Source organism: Faecalimonas umbilicata, assembly GCF_042846195.1.
Taxonomy (GTDB): Bacteria; Bacillota; Clostridia; order Lachnospirales; family Lachnospiraceae; genus Faecalimonas; species Faecalimonas umbilicata.
In genome coordinates, this window is sequence record NZ_AP031411.1 from 990,825 (window position 1) to 1,008,903 (window position 18,079).

At 42.4% G+C, this 18,079-nt stretch carries 15 protein-coding genes; 12 read left to right on the forward strand and 3 right to left on the reverse strand.

Annotated elements, in window-relative coordinates:
- Window positions 1-40: 40 nt before the first annotated feature.
- The 3 genes from ACGG81_RS04700 to ACGG81_RS04710 all read left to right on the forward strand — a co-directional run bounded on the left by ACGG81_RS04700 (window position 41) and on the right by ACGG81_RS04710 (window position 3,193).
- Complete coding sequence (locus ACGG81_RS04700; protein WP_270665884.1) at window positions 41-1,669, forward strand: Na/Pi cotransporter family protein; 1,629 nt, start codon at window positions 41-43, stop codon at window positions 1,667-1,669.
- Window positions 1,670-1,879: 210 nt separating this feature from the next.
- Window positions 1,880-2,698: a PHP domain-containing protein gene (locus ACGG81_RS04705; RefSeq protein WP_008976302.1), complete on the forward strand. Its 819-nt coding sequence runs from the start codon at window positions 1,880-1,882 to the stop codon at window positions 2,696-2,698.
- A 45-nt stretch (window positions 2,699-2,743) separates the two neighbouring features.
- On the forward strand, window positions 2,744-3,193 hold the full coding sequence (locus ACGG81_RS04710; RefSeq protein WP_009262801.1) for an A24 family peptidase: 450 nt from the start codon (window positions 2,744-2,746) through the stop codon (window positions 3,191-3,193).
- Between the two features lie 63 nt (window positions 3,194-3,256).
- Here ACGG81_RS04710 and feoB read toward each other — a convergent pair whose 3' ends face one another.
- Complete coding sequence (feoB, locus tag ACGG81_RS04715) at window positions 3,257-5,302, reverse strand: ferrous iron transport protein B (protein ID WP_390109873.1); 2,046 nt, start codon at window positions 5,300-5,302, stop codon at window positions 3,257-3,259.
- Window positions 5,295-5,528 carry a FeoA family protein gene (locus ACGG81_RS04720; protein ID WP_016439273.1) on the reverse strand — a complete coding sequence of 78 codons (234 nt, stop codon included), beginning with the start codon at window positions 5,526-5,528 and terminating at the stop codon, window positions 5,295-5,297. Before ACGG81_RS04720 ends, feoB begins: the two co-directional genes overlap by 8 nt.
- Before the next feature lie 218 nt (window positions 5,529-5,746).
- Here ACGG81_RS04720 and ACGG81_RS04725 point away from each other — a divergent pair, with 218 nt between their 5' ends.
- Complete coding sequence (locus tag ACGG81_RS04725) at window positions 5,747-6,601, forward strand: putative ABC transporter permease (RefSeq protein ID WP_009262800.1); 855 nt, start codon at window positions 5,747-5,749, stop codon at window positions 6,599-6,601.
- 94 nt (window positions 6,602-6,695) lie between these two features.
- Here the strand turns inward: ACGG81_RS04725 and ACGG81_RS04730 are convergent, their stop codons facing one another.
- Window positions 6,696-8,039 carry an MATE family efflux transporter gene (locus tag ACGG81_RS04730; RefSeq protein ID WP_009262799.1) on the reverse strand — a complete coding sequence of 448 codons (1,344 nt, stop codon included), beginning with the start codon at window positions 8,037-8,039 and terminating at the stop codon, window positions 6,696-6,698.
- 214 nt (window positions 8,040-8,253) lie between these two features.
- Between ACGG81_RS04730 and ACGG81_RS04735 the strand changes: the two genes are divergently transcribed.
- The 8 genes from ACGG81_RS04735 (at window position 8,254) to ACGG81_RS04770 (ending at window position 17,519) form a co-directional block, all read left to right on the forward strand.
- The gene (locus ACGG81_RS04735; RefSeq protein WP_320852945.1) at window positions 8,254-9,159 is read left to right on the forward strand and encodes an AraC family transcriptional regulator; all 906 of its coding nucleotides are present in this window, start codon (window positions 8,254-8,256) and stop codon (window positions 9,157-9,159) included.
- 73 nt (window positions 9,160-9,232) lie between these two features.
- Window positions 9,233-9,949 carry an ABC transporter ATP-binding protein gene (locus ACGG81_RS04740; RefSeq protein WP_009262797.1) on the forward strand — a complete coding sequence of 239 codons (717 nt, stop codon included), beginning with the start codon at window positions 9,233-9,235 and terminating at the stop codon, window positions 9,947-9,949.
- Entirely contained in the window at window positions 9,939-11,507 is a 1,569-nt protein-coding gene (locus ACGG81_RS04745; RefSeq protein ID WP_390109878.1) for a putative ABC transporter permease subunit, read from the forward strand. The genes ACGG81_RS04740 and ACGG81_RS04745 overlap by 11 nt, the downstream gene beginning before the upstream one ends.
- A 60-nt stretch (window positions 11,508-11,567) precedes the next feature.
- The gene (gene fliB, locus ACGG81_RS04750; protein WP_320852947.1) at window positions 11,568-12,737 is read left to right on the forward strand and encodes a flagellin lysine-N-methylase; all 1,170 of its coding nucleotides are present in this window, start codon (window positions 11,568-11,570) and stop codon (window positions 12,735-12,737) included.
- A 40-nt stretch (window positions 12,738-12,777) separates the two neighbouring features.
- Complete coding sequence (locus ACGG81_RS04755) at window positions 12,778-13,296, forward strand: hypothetical protein (protein ID WP_008976292.1); 519 nt, start codon at window positions 12,778-12,780, stop codon at window positions 13,294-13,296.
- Between the two features lie 38 nt (window positions 13,297-13,334).
- Window positions 13,335-14,033: a biosynthetic peptidoglycan transglycosylase gene (locus ACGG81_RS04760; RefSeq protein WP_320852948.1), complete on the forward strand. Its 699-nt coding sequence runs from the start codon at window positions 13,335-13,337 to the stop codon at window positions 14,031-14,033.
- 195 nt (window positions 14,034-14,228) lie between these two features.
- A complete protein-coding gene (locus ACGG81_RS04765; protein ID WP_270196248.1) occupies window positions 14,229-15,395 on the forward strand; it encodes a DUF6070 family protein in 1,167 nt (388 codons plus the stop codon).
- A 12-nt stretch (window positions 15,396-15,407) separates the two neighbouring features.
- Window positions 15,408-17,519 carry a penicillin-binding transpeptidase domain-containing protein gene (locus tag ACGG81_RS04770; protein ID WP_390109882.1) on the forward strand — a complete coding sequence of 704 codons (2,112 nt, stop codon included), beginning with the start codon at window positions 15,408-15,410 and terminating at the stop codon, window positions 17,517-17,519.
- Window positions 17,520-18,079: the final 560 nt, after the last annotated feature.

The window sequence follows — 18,079 nt, forward strand, 5'->3', positions numbered from 1 at the left end:
GGAGAAAAGAAATGAGATATATTCGGAGGAAACAAAAGAAATGAGAATGGAAGATATTTTAATGTTGCTTGGAGGTTTGGCGCTGTTTCTATACGGAATGCAGATGATGAGTAACGGGCTCGAGACGGCAGCGGGCAATAAGATGAAAAGTATTTTGGAGAAGCTGACATCCAATAGGATCAAAGGTGTCGTAGTTGGGGCTGTGATCACAGCCGTGATTCAGTCTTCATCTGCTACAACTGTTATGGTGGTAGGATTTGTCAATTCGGGTCTGATGACACTGAATCAGGCAGTCTGGGTGATCATGGGAGCCAATATCGGTACAACGATCACAGGACAGCTGATCGCACTTGACATCGGAGCAATCGCACCGCTGATCGCATTTGGAGGTGTCGCAGCGATTACATTTGTGAAGAATGAACGAGTACGCCATATCAGTGAGATTTTCGCCGGACTTGGAGTGTTGTTCATCGGTATGGGAATGATGGGAGATGCAATGCAGCCGCTCCAGCAGTCCGAGACATTTGTCAACTTTATGACAAAAGCAAGTAATCCGGTTGTAGGTATTTTAGTAGGAGCAATCTTTACGGCGGTCATCCAGTCTTCCTCTGCTTCGGTAGGAATTTTACAGGCATTGGCAGGGACAGGTGTGATTCCGCTGTCAAGTGCTGTTTATGTATTATTTGGACAGAATATCGGAACTTGTATTACAGCAGTTCTGGCATCTATCGGTACAAAGACAAATGCAAAGCGCGCGACCGTGATCCATTTGATGTTCAATATTTTTGGTTCGATCTTATTTACATTTATCAGTATGCTGACACCGTTTGTGTCATGGGTGGAGGCACTTTCGCCGGGCAACACGGTAGCGCAGATTGCAAATGTTCATACAATCTTTAATATTGTGACAACACTGATCTTACTTCCAGTTGGAACTTACATGGCGAAATTGGCAGTATTGATCCTTCCGGAGGGAAAAGAAGAGACAATAGAAGAACGAGGACTCAAACATATCAAAGTATTTGAAAACAGCTATTCAGTAGGAAATGAGGCTCTTGCGCTCTCAGAATTGGAGCAGGAAGTGGATCGGATGCGCGGAATGGTTGCTCAAAATATAGAGGAAAGTTACGATGCAGTCTTGACTGGAAATTTAGGAGCATGGGATTCTTTAAAAGAGAGAGAAGAGTATATTGATTATCTGAATGCAGAAATTTCAAAATACATTGTTCGCCAGATGTCCGGAGAAAAGTCGGTTGCAGGATCTAAGAGTATGAGTAGTTACTATATTATTGTAGGCAATATTGAGCGGATCGGAGATCATGCAATGAATATTTTAGGATATGCAAAGAATCTGAACGAATGGGGAATCCATCTGTCACAAGAAGCTTTGGAGGAAGTAAGACAGATGAAGAAAATTTGCGAGAAAGCGCTGGCAGATATCAGTATGCACAATGGAAGCAGAAAGGAATTTCTTGAGAAGGCTGCGCGGAATGAGCAAAAGATCGATGATCTTGAAGAAATGTACCTTAAGAAACAGATTGAGAGAATGAAGTCAGGATCCTGCAATGCAGAGGCGGGAATTCTGTTCTCGGAACTGTTGACAGACTTTGAAAGAATCGGCGATCATGTGTTGAATATTGCGGAACAGTATCAGAATATGGCGCGATAGAGTGGAGTTGTGATCAATTAGGACGCGAGTGAGGAACATAACATTCAACCAATAAAAATATTAATAAGAATCAGGATAAATTGGGAAAAGACAGAACAGTTTATCCTGATTTTTTAATTTTTTAATCTTTCTAATATTTTTGTTCTATCATTGAACTTTACAGAAAAAAGGGTATAATAAAAGTAGATAGTAAGACAAGGAGGCAGGCTTATGAAGATTGATATGCATTGTCACGTAAAAGAAGGTTCTGTGGATAGTAAGGTAAGTCTGGAAGAATATATTACCCTGTTGAAAGAGAAAGGTTTTGACGGGATGTTGATCACGGATCACAACACATACAAGGGGTACCGATACTGGAAGGAACATATCAAAGGGAAAAAACATACAGATTTTGTTGTCCTGAAAGGAATTGAATATGATACAAGTGATGCGGGACATATTATTGTAATCATGCCGGAAGGAGTTAAGATGCGGATGCTGGAGATGAGAGGACTTCCGGCAGCAGTCTTGATTGATTTTGTACATCGAAATGGTGGAATTTTGGGACCGGCACACCCGTGCGGAGGAAAATATTTGAGTTTTACGAATACGAAACGATATTTTAAGAATCCGGAACTGATCAAGCGGTTTGATTTTATGGAAGCGTTTAATGCGTGCGAATCGGTGGAGTCAAATGAGGGAGCACTGCGGCTTTCGCAGAAGTATCAGAAGCCGGGAATCGGAGGCAGTGATGCCCACAAGCCAGAATGTGTCGGAAAAGGAGCGACCATTCTTCCGGAGAGGGTTACTTGTGAGACAGAGCTGATTTCTTTGATCCGTAAGAAAGGTCCTTTAGAAGCAGGTGGAACACTCTATAATAAGACGACAAAAGAAAAGATGGGAAAGGCTGGAAAACTTCTCACGTATTCTTTTTGGATTTATAACAAAGGCGGAGGGCTTTTGAAATATTATAAAAGAAAAGTAAAAGGAAAAGAGGAGAATCCGATCGATCCGATCGATCCGATCGAGCTCCATTATTTGAATAAATAAAGCTTTTGTTCAGAAAGTCAGATCAATCGTTTGCAAGGAGGGACGATGAAGTTTTTTAATCAAATGATCATCACAGGGATGCTGACCAAAATTGCAGTTACAGACTGGAAAGAACAGAAGATTTTCAATCAGGATGTCACAATATTGTTCTGTTATTGTCTCATGCAGTTATTCTTTTGCCTGGATCAAGGTGAATGGGGAAGACTTCTTTTTTATGTGATTTCCGGAGTGTGTTCTGCCAGTGGGGTGCTTGTGCTGATTACGATTTTAAGTCCAGGAGCCTTTGGAGGAGGAGATATCAAATTAATGGCAGCAGTGGGAAGTTTGCTGGGGCCTGTAAAAAGCCTGTATTCCCTGACTGCTGCCATTATTCTATGTGGGATCTATATTCTTGCCGGGATGGCAAATGGTAAGATCAAACGAAATTCAGTTGTTGCATTTGGACCATTTCTCTGTGCTGGAATCTTATACCATCTGTGGAGCATGCCCATCTGATCTTATCAGATGGACTGTCATTTCAACTACACCTATCTAGAAAATTTCCATATTTTTGAAAAATTAAAATAACAGTCCGATATGGTATACGAGGAAGCTCATAACCCATGCGACAGCAAACTGGAAGAAAATGATCAGTGCTGTCAGTTTTTTGCTCTCTACTTCCCGGTTGATCGTTGCGATGGTAGCAGTACACGGGATATAAAGAAGGCAAAATACCATCAGTGCATAGGCATTTGCTGCCCCGAATCCAAGAGCACCGAGTGTTGCAACCATGGTACTCATACCATCTGTAGTTGTAATGTTTTGTACCCCAAATAAAACGCTGCAGCTTGATACAACGACTTCTTTTGCTGCAATTCCTGCAATTAGGGCAACGACAATCTGCCAGTATCCGAGTCCGACTGGTGCAAAGAGAGGAACAGCTGCTTTCCCGATGATAGATCCAAAGCTGTTTGAAATATCGGTTACATATCCGGAAGAACCAAAGTTTAATAATCCCCATAAGATAACGGAAGCAACAAAGATGACTGTTCCGGCTTTCGTGAGGTAGTCCTTTACTTTCTCCCAGACATAGATTGCGATTGTTCTGGCATTTGGAGATTTATATTCCGGAAGTTCGATCAAAAGTGCATGTTCGGCTTTGCTTCCATCTAATTTGGATAAGACAAAAGCAGTAGTGATCGCAACGATGATTCCGAGCAGATACATAGAGTAAGATACAAGCATTGCATGTTTTGGAAAGAACATCTGCGAAAACAATACATAGATTGGAAGTCTTGCACTGCATGACATAAACGGTGTGATCAAAATAGTTTTTAACCGGTCTTTGCGGTGTTCCAGTGCACGGGAGGCCATGACGGCAGGAACAGAACATCCAAATCCGAGCAGAAGCGGAATAAAAGCACGTCCGGAAAGTCCGAGATGTCCCATAATATCATCCATGACGAAGGCGACACGAGCCATGTAGCCGCTGTCTTCCAAAAAGGCAAGCGCGAGAAACAGGATGAAAATGTTTGGCAGGAAAGTCAGAATTCCGCCGACACCGGAGATGATACCATCTACAACTAGGGAAATCATCATGTCGCCTACATGCAGGGAGGTAAGTCCGCTTGTCACTGCTGCCGAGAAGGATTCCAGAAAGATTTCAAAATATCCTTTGAGCCAGTCGCCGACGGTAAAGGTCAGCAGAAAGACAAGTGCCATAATTCCGAGAAAGAGCGGAAGTCCCCAGATCCTGTGTGTGAGAAAGTGGTCTAATTTCTCGGTAAAAGCTTCTTTTTCTGATTTGTTGACCAGTATCTCTTGAATGATCTCCTCGATAAAATCGTATTTTTGATTGATGATCTCCTGTTCATAGCTGCGGTCGATGATCTTCTCAAGATCTGGAAGAGGAAAGGCCGCTGTGACAGATTCATCTTTCTCAAGCAGCTTGATTGCATGCCATCGAGGGTTCTCAAGCGTTGGGTAGGAGCAGGCGAGTGCATCCATGATCACATCAATCTTATCTTCAAGGGCATCTGAATAGACCATCGCATATTCTGTATGATGATTGTGTTCATGCCGGCTCTGTTTGTCGTGATGATGATGAATCAGAGGATTCTGGATCGCATGGTCTGCATGATGGGATACTGCGTGCATCAGAACAGAGAGCCCGCTTTTTTTTCGTGCAGAAACCGGAATGGCAGGAATGCCGAGCATTTCCGGAAGTCTGTGCAGATCAATTTCCATTCCACGTTCTTCGACGATGTCCATCATGTTCAGCGCAAGAATGACCGGTTTCCCAAGCTCGATCAGCTGAAGAGTCAAATATAGGTTGCGCTCGAGACACGAGGCATCTACTACGTCCACAATGACGTCAATCTCATCGCTCATGATGCATTCGCGTGAAACTTTTTCTTCCATTGTATAGGAAGTTAGACTGTAAATTCCCGGGAGGTCTACCAATTTGAACTGTTCTCCCTCATAAGTTGTATAGCCTTCTTTTTTCTCGACCGTGACGCCAGGCCAGTTTGCCACCTTGAGGTTTGCCCCGGTAAAGGCATTAAAAAGTGTGGTTTTCCCACAGTTTGGGTTGCCGATGAATCCGACATTGATCGTTTTACTCATGGGAATCTACCTCCTTTACTGTGATATGGTCTGCAATCCGCTTTCCGACAGCAAATCTTGTGCCGCGGAACTTTACAGTCATGGAGCCACGTTTTTGATTATTTAAAATAGTGATGCGGGTTCCGGGGGTCAGACCAAGTGCTTCCAGCCGACGTTCCAGTGGAAGTTCCAGATCCATCGCCTCTACAATGTAAGTCGTGTTATCTTTTCCTTGTTTTAACTGCATAGGATCATGTTTCTCCTTTTGTAATTGTGTTAATGATAATGATTATTCATTATCATTATAATAAAGAACCGGGGAAAGTACAAGAATTTCTGAATGGAAATTGCAAAAAGATATTTACAGAGAAGAAGTTCCTCTATATAATGAAATTTATCTTTAAGGCAGGATGCTGTTGAACATGTGATATGGTAAGTAGCAGAAGGAAAAGAAAGGGTGAGAGTATGTCGGTTTATTTTATCTTGCTATATTTTTTTGTATATGGATTTCTTGGGTGGTGTACGGAAGTTGCATTTGCAGGTGTCAAGGAAGGAAAGTTTGTCAACAGAGGATTTCTAAATGGTCCGATCTGTCCGATTTATGGAGTAGGGGTAGCTGTTGTTGTGTCCTGTCTGGATGGGCTCAAAGACAATCTGCTCCTGCTATATATTTCCTCCGTTGTACTTGTGACAGCATTGGAGTGGTTTACCGGATTTATTTTGGATAAACTGTTTCATAATAAGTGGTGGGATTATTCTTCTATGCCACTCAATCTGAATGGATATGTGTGTCTTTTGTTTTCTTTGATCTGGGGTGTGGCATGTGTACTGATCGTGAAGATTTTACATCCGTTGATCCATAAAGCACTGGACTTTTTGCCGGAATTTGTGGGCTGGACATGCATTGTGTTGTTTGGGGTAACTTTGTTTGTAGATTTATATGTGACAGTGACAGATATTTTGAAGATGAATCGAAAGCTGGCCAAGATGAATGAAATTGCCACAGAACTTCATCGGATCTCAGATGAGATTGGGGAAAATATTTACGAAGATGTCACAGAGGCATTGGAACTGAAAGAAGAGATGGCAGACCGTCTGAAAGAGCGGGCAGCAGAGTTCCATGAGAGAAGAAAGGATCTTTCAGAAGATATGCGGGAGCAGATCATTGAACTGCGGAAACATTATCGGGAGCTGATTTTGAGAAATCCGGCGCATATGAAGCGAATCATCCGGGCATTTCCGAAGCTGGAGTCTAGAAAGTACAAAGATGCATTGGAAGACCTTCGTGAGTACATTCGGAAAAATGGAAAGAAGAAATAGAATAGAAAGAGAAAGAAGGATTTTGCAGATCTTCATTGAGAAGATTTTGCAAAATCCTTTTTTGAGTGAATAGGAACGGTGTTTTGCTGCGATGCTAAGAGAAATTCTGCCTTTTTAATTTTTTCATGGTAGAAATGTAAAGAGGAACGAGGATGATATTTGCTGCGATCCATGCTGCCGGATTCGCAAAACAGATGGCAGTGTAACCGAAAGCGGATGACAAGAATGCAACGATTGTCCGGGCAAGCATTTCAAAAAGTCCAGCTCCCATAGCAATCACACTGTGTCCAAGTCCCTGCAGCGTATTTCTGAAAATCAGCAGGGAAGCAAGCGGAAAGAAAGTACAGCTGTTAAAGAACAGAAGCTTTTGGATACATTCTGTGATATACGGAGTCATATCACTCTGCTTCATAAAGAGCAGAGACATTGGCAGACAGACAAGATTGATCAGAATCATCAGCACGATAGAGCAGACGACAGAGAAAATCATAGAAATTTTCACGCCATTTTGAATTCGGTCAATTTTGCCGGCTCCGAGGTTTTGGCCGGAGTAGGTCGCAAGTGTTGCGCCAAGAGCTTCAAACGGCTGTGTAAAGATCATCAAGATCTTCATAGCAGCATTGACTGCCACAACGGCATCGGCGCCGAGCAGGTTTACTGCACTCTGGAGGACAACACTTCCGATTGCTGTGATGGAAAACTGCAGTCCCATTGGGATTCCGATGATCGTGGATTGACGGATGGAATGGAGGTCAATTTCCCATTCTTCTTTCTGGAATGTGAGGATGTCGTACTTCTTTTTCAGATAGACGATGCAGAGAATACCGGATAATGCCTGAGAAATCACGGTTGCGATCGCGGTTCCAGAAACGCCCATATGAAAGATACAGACAAAAATCAAATCCAGAATGACATTCATAAATGCGGAAACCAACAAAAAGTACAGTGGAATTTTGCTGTCGCCCAGTGCACGAGAAATATTTGCAGGTACATTATAAAGAAGCGTGGCAGGAATCCCGAGAAAAATGATAAAGATATAAGTGTAAGCATCCTTATAAATACTGTCCGGTGTCTGCATCAAGCGTAAAAGTGCTCCTGTAGAGCAGGCGATGACGATAGTCAGCCCAATGCCGAGCACGATAGAAATTTGCACTGCGGCAGCGATCTTTCTGCGCATGTCCGATAATTTATTTGCACCATAGCGTTGTGCAACGGGGATGCAGAGACCGCTGCTTAACCCGAGCACAAATCCGATAATGAGAAAGTTTAACGAACCTGTGGAACCTACTGCGGCAAAGGCATCCTTTCCGACAAAACGGCCGACGATAATACTGTCTGCCATATTATAGAGCTGTTGAAATACATTCCCGATGAAAATCGGAAATGCAAAAATTAAAATACGTTGAAAAATATTTCCGGTTGTCAGATCTTTTTCCATAAAAATTTCCTTTCTGAATGATATGATTGGTATTGCAAGTGATAGAATAGAACAAAGTTTTCATTTTGTACATGTAAAATAACGCATAGTTCTTGTAAAATAGCGATATTTTAGATATCCTTGGAAATAGAAAATCATATGGAGAAAAATTGAAAGGAGCATGATATACATGTATTTTTGCTTGAAAACAGATCAGATTCCGAAGATATCATACATGAACAAAACCGATATGCAGGAAGGCTGGATACATTTTCTGCGGACAGCAGAGGAATATATTTTGTATTTTGTCAGACGTGGGACGATGTATTTAAAAGAGGGAGACAGAAAGTATGAAATCCGAGAAGGGGAATATATTTTATTGCAGCCTGGTATGACTCATGTTGGTTACAGAGAATCAGAATGTTCCTATTACTATATTCATTTTGGGGCAGAAACGTTACAGGAACTTTCCTGTACGGAAGAAGGAAAAATCAGAGAAGTATTATCAGAAAACCGCAAGTTGTTCTATCAATGCGATCCGCTTGGATATGAATTTTATGAAAAATCAAAATTGATTTTTCCGAAGACAATGAGAATAGACAGTCCGGGGATCCGTCAGAAGATCCAGAGGCTGATCGAGGAGGCAATCGATGCATTTGTCTATCGGAAAGAATATTTTAAGTTAATTTGTTCCTGCAAATTGATTGAGGTACTTACTGAAGTGGGCGCATACTATTCGCATACGGTATTCAATGAAAGAGAAGATGACCCGATTCAAGTGCAGCACAGAGAGAAAGTTCAGTTGATCCTAAATTTTCTATATGGCGCTTATGGACAGAAGATTACCGGGAAGCGGATTTCGAATTTGTGCAGTATGAGTTTTGACTATCTAAATCGAATGTTTAAAAAGCAGACGGGAATTACAATTTTTGAGTATCTGAACCGAATACGGATCAACAAAGCAAAGGAGCTTCTGCTCACAGGAACGATGAAATCCAGTGAGATTGCGGCGGCAGTCGGATATTGTGATGAATATCATTTCAGTAAAGCATTTAAAAAGGCTGCCGGAGTATCTCCGCGGAAATACCTGGAGGGAAATCATGTCTTGACATCCGAAAAGAAAGAAGGTATATTGTATTAAAACAATAATACAAATGAAGTAAGAGTGACAGAGAGTACATGGGAGACTAGAGAGAAAGGGTGGGAAAGAAAGTATGTTGCGGATCGAACATTTTTCAAAAAGGTATAAAGGTGGAAAAAAGGCGGTGGATGATCTGAATCTTTTTGTGGAGGCAGGAGATATTTATGGATTCATCGGACATAACGGAGCCGGGAAAAGTACCACGATCAAATCGGTGGCAGGTGTGCTGGAGTTTGAGGAGGGAACGATCACGATTGACGGGATAGACATCAAAGAGAATCCGGTTGCTTGCAAAAAGTGTATGGCATACATTCCGGACAATCCGGATCTTTACGAACATCTGACAGGAATTCAGTATCTGAACTTTATCGGGGATATTTTTGAGGTGGAAGCGTCTGTGAGAAAAGAGCGGATTCAGAGGTATGGGGATCAGTTTGCATTGACGGGTGCGCTCGGAGACCCGGTGGCATCCTATTCTCATGGAATGAAGCAGAAACTGGCAATTATCTCGGCGTTGATTCATGAGCCAAAGTTAATGATTTTGGATGAACCATTTGTTGGGCTGGATCCGAAGGCAACGCTGCTTTTGAAAAACACGATGCACGAGATGTGTCAAAGAGGAGCGGCTATTTTTTTCTCCACCCATGTACTGGATGTGGCGGAGAAACTCTGCAACAAGGTTGCGATCATCAAAGATGGAAAACTGGTTGTTTCTGGAGAGATGGAGTCGATCCTGAAAGATGCATCTCTCGAACATCTCTTTATGGAGGTGACGGAGCATGAGAAGTAAATGTCTTCTGTTAGTGAAAATACAGATTCAGAATCTAGGTCTAAAAAAGAAGTGGGGAGTAAAACAGATCTTTCTGGCAGCTATATATTTGATGCTTCTTGTGATGTTGGCGTCTTATTCCTTTGGTTTGGCGTTTGGACTTGGATTCCTTGAAATGGAAGAACTGGTTCCCGGATGTGCGGTCATACTGCCGGGGATTGTGACATTCTTTTTCTCGATGCTGAAGACGAACGGGATATTGTTTGCTTATAAGGATTATGAGATGCTGATGTCCCTTCCAGTGCCGACACGGACAGTCATCGCGAGCCGTTTTCTCCTCATGTATCTGTTTCATCTGGGGATGACAGCATTTGTGCTTGTACCGATGGGGATTGGATATTTTCTTTGGGCAGAGAGATCTGTTATGACAGTTCTGATATGGATTACCGGAATCTTTTTGATTCCTCTGATTCCGACAACGGCAGCGACACTTGTAGGAGCCGGAATTATATTTATTTCTGCGAGATTTCGCCGTGCAAATGCAGTGTCCACAGTTCTTACAGTATTGCTTACTATATCAGTACTGATTGCCTCTTTTGGAAGTACAGCTGTGATTCCAGAGGAAGGATTTACACCAGAACAGATTGGGATGATCGGTAAAGCACTGAAAGACAGTATCTATCAAATGTATCCTCCGGCGAATTGGTTCTTCAGAGGCGTGACAGGGGCGGGGCTGATGGATTTCTTTCTGTTTGCTGCTTTGTCAGTGGGAGTGTATCTGATTTTTGTTGTGCTTGTATCAAAAAATTACAAAAAAATGAATACTGCATTGATGACACATCGGACAAAGGGGAATTATCAAGTAGAGAAAATTACAGCAAAACATCCGGTGACGGCGATCTGCCAAAAGGAGATAAGGCGGTTTTTTGGTTCTACCATTTACTGTGTGAATATGGGAATCGGTGTGCTCATGAGTCTGATGTTGGCAGTGGCGTCATTCTTTGTGTCAGATGCAGATCTAAAGCGGATGCTCGGAGTGCAGATTCCAGAACAGATGTTGAGGGGAATCCTCCCACTGATTCTTGGGGCATTGATTATGATGACATGTACGACAAGTGTTTCCCTGTCCCTGGAAGGGAAAAATCTGTGGATTCTCAAATCACTTCCAATTACGAAGGAAGAAATCTATAAAGGAAAAATGTTGTTCAATTTGTTGCTTCAGATTCCGACAGCACTGATTAGTTCTGCACTTCTCGCAGTGCGGTTTCGTGTTACGGGAATGACACTTATCACACTGTTTGTCTATCCGATGGCGGCAGCTTTTGCGGGGACCGTGTGGGGATTGTTTATCAATTTGAAGCTGCCGGTTTATAACTGGACAAATGAGACAACCGTAGTCAAGCAGAGTGCAGCTTCCTTTTTTGCCTTGATTTTTGGAATCATTGTGAGCATTCTGTTTATGGGACTCATATTTTTTGTGGGAGATGTTTCGGTGGGAGTTCTTGGAGTGGCGGAAGCAGGGGTGCTGTTCCTGATTGCAGCGGGACTTTGGAGTTATTGCAGGAGAGTGGAATTTTAACACTCTCCTTTTTGCTTGACATTTAGTTTTCAGGGAAATAAGATAGAGGAAAGGCAATGAATGGAAAGGATAGAAGGAAACATGTTATATACCGTGCCGCATTATTATAGAAAGTTTCAGTGTACTGCATCTGCGTGTACAGACACCTGCTGTGCCGGATGGCAGATTATGATCGATGACAAGTCACTTAGAAAATATAAAAAGATACCAGGCGCATTTGGAAACCGTATGAAAAATTCTGTGGACTGGAAGGAAGGTGCTTTTTTACAATATAAGGGAAGGTGCGCTTTTTTAAATGAGGAAAATCTGTGTGATCTGTACGCGGAGAAGGGAGAGAAGATGCTTTGCCGGACTTGCAGAATGTATCCCCGTCATATCGAGGAATATGAGGGGATCCGAGAGATTTCTCTTTCCCTCTCATGTGTGGAAGCGGCAAAGATTATACTTGGCGGCAAAGAACCGGTTCGTTTTTTGAACAAAGAAGATGACAGAGAAGAAACGTATGAATCCTTTGACTTTTTCTTATTTACAAAACTGATGGATGTTCGGGAGGCGATGATCGGTATTCTCCAAGATCGGAAGGAGTCAATGGAAGTTCGGATCGGGAAGGTGCTGGCGATCGCCCATGATGTACAGCGAAGAATCCGGGGAGAAGCTCTTTTTGAGATCGATCAGCTGCTTGAGCGTTATCAAAAGGAGAAGAATCGTGAGAGGTTCAGAGAAAAATTAGAGAAAATTAGACAAAAAAGCAGATCACGTTATGAGATAATGAGTCAGATGTTCCAAGTCTTTGGAAAACTGGAAGTGTTAAAGGCGGATTGGAAGCCTTATATAGAATCTGTGGAGCAGAAGTTGTTTGGACAAGGTGAGGCATTTTATCAGGAAGCATTTGCGCGGTTTGAAAGAGAAGTTTGCAAAGAAGAGCGCTGGGAAATTTACCTGGAACAGCTGATGGTATATTTTCTCTTCACATATTTCTGCGGAGCTGTTTATGATGAGATGGCATACGAGAAGGCGAAATTCGCAGTCGCCAGCACACTGTTGATTCAGGAGATGGTGTTTGCCTCCTTTCTTTCACATGGGAAATTTCCACAGGTGGAAGAGGTGGCAGAGATTGCACACCGGTATGCCAAGGAAGTGGAGCACTCAGATACGAATTTAAAACGGTTGGAAGAACTTTTTCAGAAAGAAAAATCGTTCCATCTGTTATCGCTTCTGGCGGTAGTATAGATCGAGAAGTAAAGCAGAATAAAAAAGGGGTTAGAAGTAAATGGCGACATTGACAAAGGAGATGAAGATTTTTTCCTATCAGACAAGTCCGGTTGTGGGTTGGGAAGGAGAGTACGGGGGATTTTCTCTGGAACTTTTTGGAAATGGAAATCTGAGATATTGTACTTATAAATTGTTTGATGATATTCAGCTGATGCAGATGTTTAAGGTGGATCGAGATACTGTATACGGAATTTATGAACTGATCCAGGAGACGAAAGAAGAAATTGGGGAGATACCGAGAAATCTTGATAATGGTTCTCATGAAGGATGGATCAATGAGTTTCATTTTATTGGGCAGGAAAAGATCGTGGCTCGAAATATTAAGACATCACTGCCGAAACTTACGATGTTCACAAAGCGTTCTTATTACGAAAAATATAGAGAGAACATGGCAAATGAGAACAGTGTGTTGCGGATCTTTCATGAAATTTGCCGTCTGTTGCGTACCCAGGGGGTGCGTTTGTCTCTGGGACAGTGCAAAATTGATCAAGATTTTAAGCTGAAGGTGACATGGTAAGAAAGTGAAAAGCAGGACATACAAAGGAGGAGAGGCGTATGAAATGGATTCGCAGAATACTGGTAGGGATGCTTCTGATCATTGTCTGTGCAGGGGGATTTGTTGCCGGGAAGGGATATCGGATGTATCAGGAGGCGCTGGAAGAGAAGAGTCTTGTGCAGATCCGGAAGGAAACAGTGGAAGATGAAAATTTCGTATCGGCAGAGCAGCTCCCGGATATTTACAAGAAAGCAGTTGTGTCAGTGGAAGATAAACGGTTTTACAGACACAAAGGAATTGATCCTATTGGAATTGCGCGGGCATTCTATCACAATATCCGTGCGAGAAAGCTTTTGGAGGGAGGAAGCACGATTACTCAGCAGGTGGCAAAAAATTTCTATTTTGACATGGATCAAACAGTTGAGCGGAAGATTGCCGAGATATTTATGGCAATTGCGATGGAAAAAGAATTTACAAAAGAGGAGATTTTAGAACTATATGTAAATCATATTTATTTTGGGGATGGATATGACTGTGTAAGAGAGGCAAGTCTTGGATATTTTCAAAAAGAACCCGGACAGATGAATGACTATGAGAGTACGTTGCTGGCGGGAATCCCAAATGCACCATCGGCCTATGCGCCGACTAAAAATCCGGAACTCGCCAAACAGAGACAGCAGCAAGTGTTAGAGACGATGGTAAAAAATGAGATGCTCACGGAGGAAGAGCAAAAGGAGATTCTGACGCAGGCAGAATAGAGAAAAGAGTTTGCAGAAAAGGGATTGACAATTAAATACTACAAATGTAATATAAAAGAAAGGAAAGCGGAGCGCTTTCTTATCTTTTTACGGCAAAATATTACAAGTGTAAGAATAATAACCGTATAGGGTCAAAGGAGCTGGTAGCGGTGGTTTGTTCTGAAAAGACGGAGGCAAAAGAAAGGGGAGATAGGAATGGAGACAGGACAAGGAAAAGAGAGAAAGAAGCGGTGTGTGTGCAAGTGTGTTTTACTGTTTTTGACAATACTTCTTCTGTCTGCCTGCGTGCAGGGATGTGATCGCACAGATGAGAAGGCAAAAGTAGAAGTGTCCGGGGAGATTCCGAAATCAGAGCAGGAGATTCTGCTTGCGGAAGCGGAAACAGTGGCAAAAGATTATCAGAAGATTTATAAGGAAAAGCCGGAGATTTCTTTGAAAGAGATGGTAGAAAAAATGGGGAAACGGGGGTATATTATAATAGATGAAAATAATCAGACCAATTTGCAGAATCCGAAGAAGCTAAGAAAGTTCTGCGAAGAGATAGCATCCGGCAGAGAGGGAACCGTACGGTTTTACCGGGCGCTGGAAAGAAACGGAATCCGGCAGACCGATCTGACTTTTGATGGAACAAACCTGATCATAACGAATGTTGTCCTAAGCAGAGAGAAAGAAGATCAGTTTATCTCGTATATGGAGCGTTATGCAGCAAAGGAGTGGAAGGTAACCGAGAAAGGATATTTAATCTATAAGAAATATCGTCCGGCAGGTTATGATGGAGAGGATGCAGTCGATGCAGTTCGGATGGAACCGATTCCGGATGCGTTAAGAGAATTGTGTAAACGTTATGTTCCACAAAGTGGGTACTACAACGGAGGATTATTTTTTGAGGAGTGGAATGAGAAGAATTATGACAGACTGGATTTTCGGTCGTTGTTTGAAGAGTTTTACCGGATACAGAATGGAAATTATCCGGCAGATGACGTATATCCGGAGGGGATTCCGGCGCAGGAATTTGAGTCGGTAGTGCAGAGTTACCTTTCGGTTCCGGTAGAAATTCTTCGGGGAAGGCAGGAGTATCAGAAAGAAAAGAACTGTTATAAACGGGAAGAAATGTTGTATCGAAGATATAATATTACAAATGTGCCGGTGCCGGAGGTGACGGCTTATAAGGAAAATCCAGATGGAACATTGACCATAACGGTGGAGGCGGTCTGGAAAGAACGGATGACAGATTGTGCGTTCGTACATGAAGTGACCGTAAGGCAACGAGGGGAGAGAAGTTTCCAGTATATTGGAAATAGGATCATTCAGTCGGAGGAGAATATGCTTCCAACTTATATGGAAGAGGCTGAGAAAAAGTAGAAGGGAGTATTCATGTCAGAGAAGAGAACACAAAATAAGGGTACAAAAAAACAACAAGAGATACAGAATTACAGAAGGAAAGAGAAAAGCTTCAATTGGGTGTGGCTCGGGGTTTCTGTGCTTTTGGTTATTGGAGTGATCGCAACCGGGGTGATGTTGAATGTTGCAGATATCCGACAGACTCCAAAGAGGGTTAAGAAAGAATATTTTGAATTACTTTCCAAAGGAAAGTATGAAGAGATGTATGCGTTTGTCAGTGACACAAGCGGAATAGAAAAGAAAGCTTTCCTTGAGAAAAACAAAAATATTTATGAAGGGATCCAGATGAGTGGACTTCAAGTGAAGTTTGACAAGGAGAAGAAAAAGAAGGACAAAGAGAAGACAGCTGTAGTATCTTATCAGACGAAGATGGAAACTGTGGCAGGAGAAAAAGCATTTTACAATGAAGCAAGTCTGGTCAAAGAAAAAGGCGGTGACTGGAAACTTGTATGGGAACCGTCATTGATTTTCCCGGAATTGAGGGAAGATGACAGAATTGTCGTGTCCACGGTTTCGGCACGCAGGGGAAATATATTGGATCGGAATGGAAATGGGCTTGCAGTCAATGGAACTGTACTTCAAGTCGGTGTGGTCCCGGGAAAGATGGATGAGGATAAGACGGGAGCAATTGAAAAAATTGCAGCAGAAATGGATATGACAGAGGAAGAGATAGAAACAAAGCTCAGCGCTGCGTGGGTGACAGATGACGTGTTTGTGCCATTAAAGTCGATGGCAAAAGGGAATGAAGAAAAAGAACAGCGTCTGCTGGAAGTCAAAGGAGTTATGATCTCTGAGTCGGAAGGAAGAGTCTATCCTCTTGGAGCAGCAGGAGGACATCTGACTGGCTATGTGCAGCCGATCAGTGCAGAGGAACTGGAAGAAAAACAGTCGGAAGGGTATCATGAAAATAGTGTGATTGGAAAATCAGGTTTGGAACTTGCCTATGAGAAAACACTAAAGGGTTCCGATGGCTATGAAATCTACACAGCAGATCAGAATGGCAGGACAAAGATTCTTTTAGCTGCGAAGGAAAAAGAAGATGGACAAGATGTGACGGTGACTATCGATGCTGCAATCCAACAGAAAGCGTACGAACAGTTTCAAGGAGATGCTGCGATGGCTGTTTCCATAAATCCAAAAACCGGGGAAGTGATGGCACTTGTGAGCACGCCGGCATATGACCCGAATGAGTTTGTCTATGGAATTTCCGATCGGAGATGGACAGAATTAAATGAAGATCCAAACCGACCGCTTTTGAACCGATTCTATGCGGCTCTTGTGCCAGGATCTACGTTTAAACCGATCACGGCAGCAATTGGCATGGATGCAGGGAAGATTGATCCAAATGAAAACAAAGGATATGTGGGGCTAAGCTGGCAGAAAGATGCAAGTTGGGGGGAATATATGGTTACAACACTGACCGATTATGGAAGCGAGGTCAACTTGCAGAATGCGCTTGTCTATTCGGATAATATTTACTTTGCACGTGCAGCGCTTGATATTGGGGCGGATACGATGATCGAGGGCATGCGCCGGGCAGGATTTGAAGAAGAACTGCCATTTGACATCGGTGCACAAGTATCTACATTTGGAACAGACAGTAAGATTTCTTCTGAAATTCAGCTGGCAGATACAGGATATGGGCAGGGAGAATTACTTGTCAATCCAATTCATCTTGCGTCCATTTACTCTGCATTTGTCAATGAGGGAAATATGATTCTTCCGGTACTACAGATGGAGGAAGGACAGCAAGCAGAGTATTGGAAAAAAGATGTATTTACGAAGGAGACGGCAAAACAGATTCAGAGTGATCTTGTGCAGGTTATTGAGAATCCGACTGGAACTGGAGCAGGCGGAAGAATCGAGGGAGTTTCCCTGCTTGGAAAGACCGGAACAGCCGAGACAAAAGGAAGTCAGGAGGATGCAGGAGCTCTTGAATATGGATGGTTTGCATGTGAAACGACAGAGGGGGAAGAGCGGCCACTGTCTGTAATCGGAATGGTGGAAGATGTACAGAAAAAAGGTGGAAGTAATTATGTTGTGTCAAAAGTCAATGCCATCATGGAGTCGTATTATGCAAATTGATCAAAAAGAGCATGATTTTTTGTGAATTTCCATAATTTTATAAAAAATATTGACAGATACTGTCGACAGTTTTATAATAAAAACAGCGTTAAATAAGAAAAAGAAGGAGGTAAAACTATGAACGCAAAGAGAACAATAAATTCAATGGATTGTACAACAATATACAGCAACCGTTTGGAACGTTTACCTCAGGAGAATCTTTTTTAGAGTAAAGTAAGAATAGAAAGATAGTGTTTTCTTTTTGTGCAAAAGCTGTGGTATGCGTGCCACAGCTTTCTTTTTTCAGGAATTTCCTGGAAAAGAAGCGTTTCTGGGTGGATATCTTTGGAGAGATATCTGTTCTGGGAGAATCTTGCAGAAAACATAGAAGAAGCACATCTTATAGAGGAAGTTTGAACCGCAATAGGGAAAATCAGGATGTGCACCAGGCATGTCCTTTTTTTGTGGGAAATTTCATCTTTTAATCAAAATTTTCAGTAGATTCCTGGCGGAGCACAGAAGTGTGGCGCTTTGGAAAAGAAAAAGATTCTTAGGAGCGAAAAAGGTCTGTTGTATAAGAG

Bases quoted from the DNA above. Each gene is read 5' to 3' on its own strand.
- ACGG81_RS04760 (WP_320852948.1), top strand. From the start codon at position 13,335: ATGAAATGGATTCGCAGAATACTGGTAGGGATGCTTCTGATCATTGTC.
- ACGG81_RS04720 (WP_016439273.1), bottom strand. From the start codon at position 5,528: ATGCAGTTAAAACAAGGAAAAGATAACACGACTTACATTGTAGAGGCG.
- ACGG81_RS04755 (WP_008976292.1), top strand. From the start codon at position 12,778: ATGGCGACATTGACAAAGGAGATGAAGATTTTTTCCTATCAGACAAGT.
- ACGG81_RS04730 (WP_009262799.1), bottom strand. From the start codon at position 8,039: ATGGAAAAAGATCTGACAACCGGAAATATTTTTCAACGTATTTTAATT.
- ACGG81_RS04770 (WP_390109882.1), top strand. From the start codon at position 15,408: ATGTCAGAGAAGAGAACACAAAATAAGGGTACAAAAAAACAACAAGAG.
- ACGG81_RS04745 (WP_390109878.1), top strand. From the start codon at position 9,939: ATGAGAAGTAAATGTCTTCTGTTAGTGAAAATACAGATTCAGAATCTA.
- ACGG81_RS04740 (WP_009262797.1), top strand. From the start codon at position 9,233: ATGTTGCGGATCGAACATTTTTCAAAAAGGTATAAAGGTGGAAAAAAG.
- feoB (WP_390109873.1), bottom strand. From the start codon at position 5,302: ATGAGTAAAACGATCAATGTCGGATTCATCGGCAACCCAAACTGTGGG.
- ACGG81_RS04705 (WP_008976302.1), top strand. From the start codon at position 1,880: ATGAAGATTGATATGCATTGTCACGTAAAAGAAGGTTCTGTGGATAGT.
- ACGG81_RS04725 (WP_009262800.1), top strand. From the start codon at position 5,747: ATGTCGGTTTATTTTATCTTGCTATATTTTTTTGTATATGGATTTCTT.
- ACGG81_RS04765 (WP_270196248.1), top strand. From the start codon at position 14,229: ATGGAGACAGGACAAGGAAAAGAGAGAAAGAAGCGGTGTGTGTGCAAG.
- ACGG81_RS04735 (WP_320852945.1), top strand. From the start codon at position 8,254: ATGAACAAAACCGATATGCAGGAAGGCTGGATACATTTTCTGCGGACA.
- ACGG81_RS04700 (WP_270665884.1), top strand. From the start codon at position 41: ATGAGAATGGAAGATATTTTAATGTTGCTTGGAGGTTTGGCGCTGTTT.
- ACGG81_RS04710 (WP_009262801.1), top strand. From the start codon at position 2,744: ATGAAGTTTTTTAATCAAATGATCATCACAGGGATGCTGACCAAAATT.
- fliB (WP_320852947.1), top strand. From the start codon at position 11,568: ATGGAAAGGATAGAAGGAAACATGTTATATACCGTGCCGCATTATTAT.